Raw genomic sequence first — 9,570 nt, forward strand, 5'->3', positions numbered from 1 at the left:
ATTTTGCTGTTACAATTCCCCGCCCTTGAAAGACGAAAGCCTCGTTTTTTGAGTGGAATTTAATCTAAATGCTTAGGTTTTATACAAAATCTAGGTAAATTTTAACTACACCGGAGCATATACAATGATCCAAATGCAAACTCAGCTGGACGTTGCTGATAACAGCGGCGCTCGCAAAGTGCAGTGTATTAAAGTCCTTGGTGGTTCGCACCGTCGCTACGCGCGTGTTGGTGACATCATTAAAGTTTCTGTTAAAGAAGCAATTCCTCGCGGTAAAGTGAAGAAAGGTGATGTTAAAAACGCAGTAGTTGTGCGTACTAAGAAAGGCGTTCGTCGTCCTGACGGCTCTTTAATCCGTTTCGATAGCAATGCGGCTGTTATCTTAAATGATAGCCATCAGCCAATTGGTACTCGTATCTTCGGCCCTGTGACTCGTGAACTACGTAACGAAAAGTTCATGAAGATCGTTTCACTAGCACCAGAAGTACTATAAGGAGTCGATCATGGCAGCAAAAATCCGTCGTGATGACGAAGTAATCGTACTAGCCGGTAAAGACAAAGGTAAGCGCGGTAAAGTGCTTTCAGTTGTAACTGAAACTGGTCGTGTATTTGTTGAAGGCGTCAACATCATCAAGAAACACCAGAAGCCTGTACCACAATTACAGCAAGCTGGCGGTATTGTTGAGAAAGAAGCGTCAGTAGACGTATCAAATGTAGCGATTTTCAATGCCGAAACTGGCAAAGCGGATCGTGTTGGTTTTAGATTTGAAGACGGTAAAAAAGTCCGTTTCTTCAAGTCTACTGGCAAAACTATTTAATAGTTGGAGTAGACGATGGCGAAACTGCATGAAGTGTACAAAGACAAAGTAGTAAAAGAACTTTTTGAAAAGTTCGGTTACAGCTCTGTCATGCAAGTCCCTCAGATCGAAAAGATCACACTTAATATGGGTGTGGGCGAAGCCCTAAATGACAAGAAGATTCTAGAAAATGCTGTTGCAGACCTAGAAGCTATCTCTGGTCAAAAACCTCTTGTGACTAAAGCACGCAAATCAGTTGCTGGCTTTAAGATCCGTGAAGGTTACCCAATTGGCTGTAAAGTAACCCTACGCGGCGAGCGTATGTGGGATTTCCTTGAGCGTTTAGTCTCAATCGCGATGCCACGTATTCGTGACTTCCGCGGTGTTAGCGCAAAGTCTTTTGACGGTCGCGGTAACTACTCTATGGGCGTACGTGAGCAAATCATCTTCCCAGAAATTGATTATGATAAAGTAGACCGTGTTCGCGGTATGGATATCACAATCACTACTTCTGCGAAAACAGATGATGAAGGCCGTGCGTTGTTAGAAGCGTTCAACTTCCCATTCAAAAAGTAAGGGTAGGGTTATGGCAAAGAATTCAATGAAAGCGCGTGACGTAAAACGTGCTAAGTTAGTTGCACAGTACGCAGAAAAGCGTGCTGCACTTAAAGCTATCATCAGCGATGTTAATACATCAGATGACGAGCGTTGGGACGCGGTATTAAAGCTTCAGTCTTTACCGCGTGATTCTAGCCCTTCACGTCAACGTAATCGTTGTAACATTACGGGCCGCCCACATGGTTACCTTCGCAAGTTCGGCTTAAGCCGTATCAAAGTTCGCGAAGCAGCTATGCGCGGTGAAATTCCTGGCCTTAAAAAGGCTTCTTGGTAATAGAATCACGGGAGTAAGACATGAGCTTGCAAGATCCAATCGCGGATTTGTTTACACGCATCCGTAACGGTCAGTCTGCGAAGAAGGTATCAGTAACTATGCCAACTTCAAAGCTGAAAGTAGCTGTTGCTGACGTACTGAAAAACGAAGGTTTCATCACTGGTTATTCAGTATCAGGCGACGTAAAAGCAGAATTGACTATCGAACTTAAGTACTTCGAAGGCAAAGCTGTTATCGAAAGCATCCAGCGTGTTAGCCGCCCTGGTCTACGTATCTATAAGAAACGTGACGAATTACCGAAGGTAATGGGTGGTCTAGGTATCGCTATCGTATCAACTTCTAAAGGCCTGATGACAGACCGCGCTGCGCGTACCGCTGGTGTTGGTGGTGAAATCATTGGCTTTGTAGCTTAATCGGAGGGGAACTATGTCTCGTATTGCGAAGGCTCCTATTGCTGTTCCTGCCGGTGTTGAAGTTGCAATTAACGGCCAGGAAATCAAAGTTAAAGGTAAAAACGGTGAATTGACTCGCGTTCTTAACGACGCAGTTGAAGTTGTTCTTAACGACAACGTTATCACTACAGTACCTCGTGAAGTAGCAAATGCTTGGGCACAAGCTGGTACTGCACGCGCTCTGATCAACAACATGATCATCGGCGTTAACGAAGGTTTTGAAAAGAAACTACAACTAGTCGGTGTTGGTTACCGTGCTGCAGTTAAGGGTAAAGTATTAGACTTAACTCTTGGCTTCTCACACCCAGTGAACTTCGAGATCCCAGCGGGTATCACTATCGAAGCTCCAAGCCAAACTGAAATCGTTGTTAAAGGCGCAGACAAGCAGCTTGTTGGTCAAACTGCTGCTAACATCCGCTCATACCGTGAACCAGAGCCTTATAAAGGTAAAGGTGTACGTTACGCTGATGAGCACGTGCGTCGTAAAGAGGCTAAGAAGAAGTAAGGTAAGACGATGGATAAGAAAACAGCTCGTCTACGTCGTGCTAAGCGCACTCGTAGAAATATTATCGAACAAGGCACAACACGTCTTGTTATCCACCGCACGCCACGTCACATCTACGCTCAAATCGTAAACGTTGAGGGTAATGTACTGGCTGCTGCTTCTACTGTTGAAAAAGCAATTGCTGAAACAGTTAAAGGCACTGGCAACATCGAAGCTGCTCAAGCAGTTGGTAAAGCAGTTGCTGAACGCGCGGCAGACAAAGGCATCGAAAAGCTTGCTTTTGACCGCAGTGGCTTTAAATATCACGGCCGTGTGAAGGCGCTTGCTGATGCAGCGCGTGAAGCCGGTTTGCAATTCTAGGAGTAGACAATGGCTAACGTAGAAGCAAAGCAACAACAGCCTGATTTGGCTGAAAAGCTAATCGCGGTAAACCGTGTGTCTAAAGTGGTTAAAGGTGGTCGTATCTTTAGCTTCACTGCACTAACTGTAGTTGGTGATGGCGCAGGTAAAGTAGGTTTTGGTTACGGTAAAGCACGTGAAGTTCCAGCTGCTATTCAAAAAGCAATGGAAAAAGCGCGTCGTAACATGGTAAATGTTGATCTTAACGGTCACACGCTACAGCACCCAATTAAGGGTCGCCACGCGGGTTCTAAAGTATACATGCAGCCTGCATCAGAAGGTACAGGTATCATCGCCGGTGGTGCGATGCGTGCAGTACTAGAAGTTGCTGGTGTACAGAACGTACTTTCAAAAGCATACGGTTCTACTAACCCGATCAACATCGTTCGCGCAACAATTTCTGCTCTAGAGAACATGAACTCTCCAGAGGGAATCGCTGCGAAACGTGGTCTTAGCGTAGATGAAATCTTGGGGTAAGAAACCATGGCAAACACAGTTAAAGTAACACAAGTACGTAGCTCAATCGGTCGTTTACCGAAGCATAAAGCTACATTACGTGGCCTTGGTTTACGTCGTATCAACCATACTGTTGAGCTAGAAGATACGCCAGCAGTACGTGGTATGATCAACCAAGTTTCTTACATGGTTAAGGTTGAGGGCTAATTCGATGCAATTGAATACACTTTCTCCTGCTGCAGGTTCAAAAACTGCTGGTAAGCGCGTTGGTCGTGGTATCGGTTCTGGTCTTGGTAAGACTGGTGGCCGTGGTCACAAAGGTCAAAAGTCGCGTTCTGGCGGTAAAGTACGTGTTGGTTTTGAAGGCGGTCAAATGCCTATGCAACGCCGTCTACCTAAGTTTGGCTTCACTTCACGCAAATCACTAGTATCTGCTGAAGTTAACCTTTTCGAAATCGCGAAGGTTGAAGGCGACGTGGTAGAGCTAAGCACACTACAAGCAGCTGGTATCGTTAAGAAGAACGTTCAGTTCGTTAAAGTTGTTAAATCTGGCGAAGTTTCACGCGCAGTTACTGTTAAAGGCATTAAAGTGTCTAAAGGTGCTCGCGAAGCTATCGAAGCTGCCGGAGGCAAGGTAGAAGACTAAGGAAGTACACTATGGCTAAACCAGGTCAAGATATGCAAAGCGCACAGAGTGGGCTTGCGGAGTTGAAGCGCCGTTTACTATTTGTATTGGGTGCCATCATTATTTACCGTTTAGGTTCATTCGTGCCTATCCCTGGGATTGACGCCGCTGTACTTGCCGAGTTCTTCGAGCAACAAAAGGGCACCATCTTTGCCATGTTTAACATGTTCAGTGGTGGTGCGCTTGAGCGTGCATCTGTACTTGCGCTAGGTATTATGCCTTACATTTCAGCTTCAATTATTATGCAGCTATTAACGCACATACATCCTGCGATGATAGAGCTTAAGAAAGAAGGTGAACAAGGGCGTAAGAAAATTAGCCAGTACACGCGTTACGGTACGCTCGTGCTTGCTACTATTCAGTCAGTAGGTATTGCAACTAACCTTCCAAATATGATGGATGGCTTGGTTGTAAATCCTGGTTTCGGTTTCTATTTCACCGCAGTTGTGAGTTTAGTAACTGGTACCATGTTCCTAATGTGGCTGGGCGAACAAATTACAGAACGTGGTATCGGTAACGGTATCTCGGTACTGATATTTGTTGGTATTGTAGCTAACCTGCCGTCTGCAATCGGTTCGACAGCAGAAATGGCGCGCCAAGGCGATTTGAATGTCTTTATCTTAGCACTTATTGCGTTTATCGTTGTTGCGGTAACTTATTTGGTAGTTTTCTTTGAGCGTGGTCAGCGTCGTATCGTCGTTAACTATGCTAAACGTCAGCAAGGCCGTCAGGTTTTTGCAGCGCAAAGTACACACCTACCATTAAAAGTTAACATGGCAGGGGTTATTCCACCAATATTTGCTAGTAGCATCATTCTGTTCCCTGGTACAATTGCAAGCTGGTTCGGCCAAGGTGAAGGTCCATTAGCTGATGCTCTACAAGCAGTTTCAGCGGTGTTGACCCCGGGTCAACCTCTATATGCAATGGTACTAGCAGCTGCGATTATTTTCTTCTGCTTCTTCTATACAGCGTTGGTATTTAACCCGCGTGAGACAGCAGATAACTTGAAAAAATCTGGCGCATTTATTCCAGGCATTCGCCCAGGTGAGCAGACGTCTAAATACATTGATAAAGTGATGACACGCCTGACATTGGCAGGTGCAATGTACATTACCTTTATCTGTCTGGTGCCCGAGTTTATGACCATGGCATGGCAAACGCCATTCTACTTCGGCGGTACATCAATTTTGATTATCGTTGTTGTTATCATGGACTTTATGGCACAAGTACAGACTCATTTGATGTCTCATCAATATGATTCTGTGCTGAAAAAAGCAAACCTTAAAGGCTACGGCCGATAGGGTCTGTTACGGAGTTGAGTTATGAAAGTACGTGCTTCCGTTAAGAAAATTTGCCGTAACTGTAAAGTTATCAAACGTGCTGGTGTAGTACGTGTGATTTGCAGTGAGCCTAAGCACAAGCAAAGGCAAGGCTAAGAAATCTAGTCGTGCAGGCTAAGTAGTTTACTTAGCCTGTTTCATTGGTAAAACTTGAGTGTCGGTTGGGTATCCTATACGGGCTTTCCAGCAAGATGATAATCAGGTTTATTTATAGGAGATATGTTAGTGGCCCGTATCGCAGGCATTAACGTTCCTGACCATAAGCATGCTGTTATCGGTTTAACAAGCATCTATGGTGTAGGTAAAACTCGCGCTAAGGCGATCTTAGCTGCGACAGGTATCGCTGAAACTACTAAAATCGGCGATTTAAATGACGAAACTCTTGACATCCTTCGTGAAGAAGTTGGCAAGTACACTGTTGAAGGTGATCTTCGTCGTGAAGTAACACTAAACATCAAGCGTCTTATGGACCTTGGTTGTTTCCGTGGCTTACGTCACCGTCGTTCGTTACCACTACGTGGTCAACGTACTAAGACTAACGCGCGTACTCGTAAGGGTCCTCGCAAGCCTATCAAGAAATAAGGTGGGGTAAGTTATGGCAAAAGCACCAATTCGTCGTAAAAAGGTCAAAAAGCAAGTTGTTGACGGTATGGCTCACGTTCATGCTTCTTTCAACAACACTATTGTGACCATCACTGACCGTCAAGGTAATGCTCTTTCTTGGGCGACTGCGGGTGGTTCAGGTTTCCGTGGTTCTCGTAAGTCTACTCCGTTCGCTGCACAGGTTGCTGCTGAGCGCGCAGGTACTGCTGCACAAGAGTACGGTCTTAAGAACCTAGAAGTATTCATCAAAGGTCCAGGTCCAGGCCGTGAGTCTGCTGTACGTGCATTGAATGCTGCTGGTTTCCGTATCACTAATATCACTGACGTGACGCCAATCCCTCATAATGGTTGTCGTCCACCGAAGAAACGTCGCGTATAATTAATAGGTTAGGAGAAAGAACATGGCAAGATATTTGGGCCCTAAGCTCAAGCTGAGTCGTCGTGAAGGTACTGACCTGTTCCTTAAAAGCGGCGTAAGAGCAATTGACTCTAAGTGTAAACTAGAAACAGCACCTGGTCAGCACGGCGCACGTAAAGGTCGTCTATCTGACTACGGTTTACAGTTACGTGAAAAGCAAAAAGTACGTCGTATCTACGGTGTATTAGAAAAGCAATTCCGCAACTACTACAAAGAAGCTGCTCGCCTTAAAGGTAACACAGGTGAAAACTTGTTACAGCTTCTAGAGCAACGTCTAGACAATGTTGTATATCGCATGGGTTTTGCAAGCACACGTGCTGAAGCACGTCAGCTAGTAAGCCACAAAGCGATTATGGTTAATGGTCGTGTTGTTAATATCCCTTCTTTCGTAGTTACTCCTGAAGATGTAGTAGTAATTCGTGAGAAGTCTAAAAAGCAAGCGCGTATCATCGCTGCTCTAGAGTTGGCTGAGCAACGCGAAAAGCCAACTTGGATTGAAGTTGACGGTAAGAAAATGGAAGGTACTTTCAAGCGCCTACCTGAGCGTTCTGATCTGTCTGCGGACATTAATGAACAACTAATCGTCGAACTTTACTCGAAGTAAAGTTAAGAGTTAAGAGAGGATAAAATGCAGGGTTCTGTAACCGAATTCCTAAAACCAAGATTAGTCGATATCGACGCTATCAACTCAACCCGTTCTAAAGTAGTTTTAGAGCCTCTAGAGCGTGGCTTTGGTCACACTTTAGGTAATGCTTTACGTCGTATTCTTCTTTCGTCTATGCCGGGTTGTGCAGTGACAGAGGTAGAGATCGACGGTGTATTACATGAGTACAGCGCGAAAGAAGGCGTACAAGAAGACATCATTGAAATTCTGTTAAACCTTAAAGGTCTGGCAGTTACTTTAGAAGGTAAAGATGAAGTTTTCCTTACCCTGACTAAGTCTGGTGTAGGCCCTGTGACTGCGGCTGACATCCAGCACGACGGCGATGTAACAATTGCTAATCCTGAGCACGTTATTTGTCACTTAACTGCTGACAATAGCGAAATCAGCATGCGTATCCGTGTTGAGCGTGGTCGTGGTTATGTTCCGGCGTCAAGTCGTTTATCCTCTGATGACGATGAGCGTCCAATTGGTCGTCTGTTGCTAGATGCTTCATTCAGTCCAGTTGAGCGTATTGCGTACTCGGTTGAATCAGCCCGTGTTGAGCAGCGTACAGATTTAGATAAACTAATTATCGATATGGAAACTAATGGCACACTAGATCCTGAAGAAGCGATCCGTCGTGCATCTACAATCCTAGCTGAACAGCTAGAAGCGTTTGTAGATCTGCGTGATGTTTCTGAGCCAGAAGAAAAAGAAGAGAAGCCGGAGTTCGATCCGATTCTACTTCGTCCTGTTGATGATTTAGAGCTAACTGTACGTTCTGCAAACTGTCTGAAAGCCGAGCAAATTCAATATATCGGTGATCTGGTACAGCGTACTGAGGTCGAGCTTCTTAAGACGCCAAACCTTGGTAAGAAATCTCTAACAGAGATTAAAGACGTGCTAGCTTCTCGTGGTCTATCACTAGGTATGCGCCTAGAAAACTGGCCGCCAGCAAGCTTAGCAGAATAATCAGATTACTATATTAGTTTAGTTAGAAGGATAGGGTCATGCGCCATCGTAAGAGTGGTCGTCAATTAAACCGTAACAGCAGCCATCGCAAAGCGATGTTCAGCAACATGGCTGGTTCTTTGGTGAAGCACGAAATCATCAAAACAACTTTGCCTAAAGCGAAAGAGTTGCGCCGTGTAATTGAGCCTTTAATCACACTGGCTAAGACTGACAGCGTAGCAAACCGCCGTTTAGCGTTTGCTCGCACGCGTGATAAAGAAGTAGTTGGTAAATTGTTCTCTGAGATCGGTCCTCGTTTTGCGGATCGTCCAGGTGGTTACACTCGTATTCTTAAGTGTGGCTTCCGTGCAGGTGACAATGCACCAATGGCTTATATTGAACTACTAGATCGCCCAGTTGCGACTGAAGAAGTTCAAGAAGACGCGCAGTCTGCAGAGTAAGTCTTTTTAAGACACGAAAAAGCCGAGCATTAGCTCGGCTTTTTTGTTTCTATGCCCCACTTATTGGCAGGGCAAATGGCAACTGGTTTAATCAAAATTTCCAGTGGAATAATAATCCGGTGTTATTTCCGTCTACTGTTACATCGTATGAGGAATAGCTTGAACTACCAATACGGTCTACCGAATATTCAACACGAGTATGTCTAAACTCTAAGTCGGCCGAGATAGTTTCAAAATGATAGCGGATACTGCTAATAAAAGCGCTTTCGTTACTGAATTCAACATCAGAACCAAAGTCGTTGCTTAATTCCACACCAGTGTGAACGCCTAAACCTAAGCCTACTGAAAAAGAGTCATTAATTTTGTAGTAAGGCACAGCGTTGAATGCAAGTCGTTCGAAAGATAAATCCCCGTTCTTTGCTGTGGCGGTATCACCTTGATAATTGGTGCTCACATCTAGCGACCATTTAGAGTTAAACTCATATAAAAAGCCTGCTCCTAAAATGATACCTTGACCCGCTTTAATGCTATCTGAGTCATTGTCTTCATATATCAGTTCTCCAACTGTATCACCACCAAACACATAACCAGCTGTAAGAGAAAAGGTTACGTTGCTTTGTTCGCTGTCCGTTGCAAAAGCATTCATGCTCGTTAATAAGGTAAGTGCTATGATTGATTTCTTCATTGAATCAATGTTCCTATTGTATAAAAATCGCCGTATTTTAGACTTAATTTGTAGAAACTTAAAATAGCAGGGTTAAAGAAAAGCATATATATGGATCAACTTTGTAAACGACGGCATCATATGGTTTATATAATGTGCAGATTAAATGTTTTTATCATTTTTATTAAAAAAAACTTGATCCTATTCTGAATCTCCCTATAATGCGCACCCACTGACACGGCGGGATGCAACGAAAAACGCAAAGCAAAGTGAAGGTAAAGCCAAACGGAAAGCTTAATTGAAA

At 44.4% G+C, this 9,570-nt stretch carries 18 protein-coding genes; 17 read left to right on the forward strand and 1 reads right to left on the reverse strand.

Going from position 1 to position 9,570, the window contains the following annotated elements; genetic code table 11:
- Positions 1-124 precede the first annotated feature (124 nt).
- The 17 genes from rplN (at position 125) to rplQ (ending at position 8,602) form a co-directional block, all read left to right on the forward strand.
- The gene (gene rplN, locus N480_RS05455) at positions 125-493 is read left to right on the forward strand and encodes a 50S ribosomal protein L14 (RefSeq protein WP_039611414.1); all 369 of its coding nucleotides are present in this window, start codon (positions 125-127) and stop codon (positions 491-493) included.
- A gap of 10 nt (positions 494-503) precedes the next feature.
- On the forward strand, positions 504-818 hold the full coding sequence (rplX, locus tag N480_RS05460) for a 50S ribosomal protein L24 (RefSeq protein ID WP_023401269.1): 315 nt from the start codon (positions 504-506) through the stop codon (positions 816-818).
- A 15-nt stretch (positions 819-833) separates the two neighbouring features.
- Positions 834-1,373: a 50S ribosomal protein L5 gene (rplE, locus tag N480_RS05465; protein WP_063355773.1), complete on the forward strand. Its 540-nt coding sequence runs from the start codon at positions 834-836 to the stop codon at positions 1,371-1,373.
- A gap of 10 nt (positions 1,374-1,383) precedes the next feature.
- Entirely contained in the window at positions 1,384-1,689 is a 306-nt protein-coding gene (gene rpsN, locus N480_RS05470; RefSeq protein WP_063355772.1) for a 30S ribosomal protein S14, read from the forward strand.
- A gap of 20 nt (positions 1,690-1,709) precedes the next feature.
- Positions 1,710-2,102, forward strand: a complete 393-nt coding sequence (rpsH, locus tag N480_RS05475; protein WP_063355771.1) for a 30S ribosomal protein S8 — start codon at positions 1,710-1,712, stop codon at positions 2,100-2,102.
- Positions 2,103-2,115: 13 nt separating this feature from the next.
- Positions 2,116-2,646: a 50S ribosomal protein L6 gene (gene rplF / locus N480_RS05480; protein ID WP_063371526.1), complete on the forward strand. Its 531-nt coding sequence runs from the start codon at positions 2,116-2,118 to the stop codon at positions 2,644-2,646.
- A 9-nt stretch (positions 2,647-2,655) separates the two neighbouring features.
- On the forward strand, positions 2,656-3,006 hold the full coding sequence (rplR, locus tag N480_RS05485) for a 50S ribosomal protein L18 (RefSeq protein WP_063355770.1): 351 nt from the start codon (positions 2,656-2,658) through the stop codon (positions 3,004-3,006).
- Between the two features lie 9 nt (positions 3,007-3,015).
- Entirely contained in the window at positions 3,016-3,522 is a 507-nt protein-coding gene (gene rpsE, locus N480_RS05490; RefSeq protein WP_063355769.1) for a 30S ribosomal protein S5, read from the forward strand.
- A gap of 6 nt (positions 3,523-3,528) precedes the next feature.
- Positions 3,529-3,708: a 50S ribosomal protein L30 gene (gene rpmD / locus N480_RS05495; RefSeq protein WP_010378276.1), complete on the forward strand. Its 180-nt coding sequence runs from the start codon at positions 3,529-3,531 to the stop codon at positions 3,706-3,708.
- 4 nt (positions 3,709-3,712) lie between these two features.
- Positions 3,713-4,147, forward strand: coding sequence for a 50S ribosomal protein L15 (rplO, locus tag N480_RS05500; RefSeq protein ID WP_063355768.1), 435 nt, complete (start codon positions 3,713-3,715; stop codon positions 4,145-4,147).
- 11 nt (positions 4,148-4,158) lie between these two features.
- Positions 4,159-5,487, forward strand: a complete 1,329-nt coding sequence (gene secY / locus N480_RS05505) for a preprotein translocase subunit SecY (RefSeq protein ID WP_063355767.1) — start codon at positions 4,159-4,161, stop codon at positions 5,485-5,487.
- A gap of 21 nt (positions 5,488-5,508) precedes the next feature.
- A complete protein-coding gene (gene rpmJ, locus N480_RS24940) occupies positions 5,509-5,622 on the forward strand; it encodes a 50S ribosomal protein L36 (RefSeq protein WP_002959476.1) in 114 nt (37 codons plus the stop codon).
- 129 nt (positions 5,623-5,751) lie between these two features.
- Positions 5,752-6,108: a 30S ribosomal protein S13 gene (gene rpsM, locus N480_RS05510; RefSeq protein ID WP_010386936.1), complete on the forward strand. Its 357-nt coding sequence runs from the start codon at positions 5,752-5,754 to the stop codon at positions 6,106-6,108.
- Positions 6,109-6,121: 13 nt separating this feature from the next.
- Positions 6,122-6,508: a 30S ribosomal protein S11 gene (gene rpsK / locus N480_RS05515; protein WP_010386935.1), complete on the forward strand. Its 387-nt coding sequence runs from the start codon at positions 6,122-6,124 to the stop codon at positions 6,506-6,508.
- 22 nt (positions 6,509-6,530) lie between these two features.
- The gene (gene rpsD, locus N480_RS05520) at positions 6,531-7,151 is read left to right on the forward strand and encodes a 30S ribosomal protein S4 (RefSeq protein ID WP_017218390.1); all 621 of its coding nucleotides are present in this window, start codon (positions 6,531-6,533) and stop codon (positions 7,149-7,151) included.
- A gap of 24 nt (positions 7,152-7,175) precedes the next feature.
- Entirely contained in the window at positions 7,176-8,162 is a 987-nt protein-coding gene (locus N480_RS05525) for a DNA-directed RNA polymerase subunit alpha (RefSeq protein ID WP_063371527.1), read from the forward strand.
- A 38-nt stretch (positions 8,163-8,200) separates the two neighbouring features.
- On the forward strand, positions 8,201-8,602 hold the full coding sequence (gene rplQ / locus N480_RS05530) for a 50S ribosomal protein L17 (RefSeq protein ID WP_010386932.1): 402 nt from the start codon (positions 8,201-8,203) through the stop codon (positions 8,600-8,602).
- Positions 8,603-8,693: 91 nt separating this feature from the next.
- Here rplQ and N480_RS05535 read toward each other — a convergent pair whose 3' ends face one another.
- Positions 8,694-9,287 (reverse strand): outer membrane beta-barrel protein, encoded by a 594-nt coding sequence (locus tag N480_RS05535; RefSeq protein ID WP_063371528.1) that lies wholly within the window; start codon positions 9,285-9,287, stop codon positions 8,694-8,696.
- Positions 9,288-9,570: the final 283 nt, after the last annotated feature.

It is taken from the genome of Pseudoalteromonas luteoviolacea S2607, assembly GCF_001625575.1.
In the GTDB taxonomy this organism is placed as follows: domain Bacteria; phylum Pseudomonadota; class Gammaproteobacteria; order Enterobacterales; family Alteromonadaceae; genus Pseudoalteromonas; species Pseudoalteromonas luteoviolacea_E.

Excerpts from the sequence above, each read along its gene's own strand:
- secY (WP_063355767.1), top strand. The coding sequence starts at position 4,159 with ATGGCTAAACCAGGTCAAGATATGCAAAGCGCACAGAGTGGGCTTGCG.
- rpmD (WP_010378276.1), top strand. The coding sequence starts at position 3,529 with ATGGCAAACACAGTTAAAGTAACACAAGTACGTAGCTCAATCGGTCGT.
- rpsK (WP_010386935.1), top strand. The coding sequence starts at position 6,122 with ATGGCAAAAGCACCAATTCGTCGTAAAAAGGTCAAAAAGCAAGTTGTT.
- rplF (WP_063371526.1), top strand. The coding sequence starts at position 2,116 with ATGTCTCGTATTGCGAAGGCTCCTATTGCTGTTCCTGCCGGTGTTGAA.
- rplX (WP_023401269.1), top strand. The coding sequence starts at position 504 with ATGGCAGCAAAAATCCGTCGTGATGACGAAGTAATCGTACTAGCCGGT.
- rpsE (WP_063355769.1), top strand. The coding sequence starts at position 3,016 with ATGGCTAACGTAGAAGCAAAGCAACAACAGCCTGATTTGGCTGAAAAG.
- rplQ (WP_010386932.1), top strand. The coding sequence starts at position 8,201 with ATGCGCCATCGTAAGAGTGGTCGTCAATTAAACCGTAACAGCAGCCAT.
- rpsD (WP_017218390.1), top strand. The coding sequence starts at position 6,531 with ATGGCAAGATATTTGGGCCCTAAGCTCAAGCTGAGTCGTCGTGAAGGT.
- rpsN (WP_063355772.1), top strand. The coding sequence starts at position 1,384 with ATGGCAAAGAATTCAATGAAAGCGCGTGACGTAAAACGTGCTAAGTTA.
- rpsH (WP_063355771.1), top strand. The coding sequence starts at position 1,710 with ATGAGCTTGCAAGATCCAATCGCGGATTTGTTTACACGCATCCGTAAC.
- N480_RS05535 (WP_063371528.1), bottom strand. The coding sequence starts at position 9,287 with ATGAAGAAATCAATCATAGCACTTACCTTATTAACGAGCATGAATGCT.
- rplR (WP_063355770.1), top strand. The coding sequence starts at position 2,656 with ATGGATAAGAAAACAGCTCGTCTACGTCGTGCTAAGCGCACTCGTAGA.
- rpmJ (WP_002959476.1), top strand. The coding sequence starts at position 5,509 with ATGAAAGTACGTGCTTCCGTTAAGAAAATTTGCCGTAACTGTAAAGTT.
- rplO (WP_063355768.1), top strand. The coding sequence starts at position 3,713 with ATGCAATTGAATACACTTTCTCCTGCTGCAGGTTCAAAAACTGCTGGT.
- N480_RS05525 (WP_063371527.1), top strand. The coding sequence starts at position 7,176 with ATGCAGGGTTCTGTAACCGAATTCCTAAAACCAAGATTAGTCGATATC.
- rplE (WP_063355773.1), top strand. The coding sequence starts at position 834 with ATGGCGAAACTGCATGAAGTGTACAAAGACAAAGTAGTAAAAGAACTT.
- rplN (WP_039611414.1), top strand. The coding sequence starts at position 125 with ATGATCCAAATGCAAACTCAGCTGGACGTTGCTGATAACAGCGGCGCT.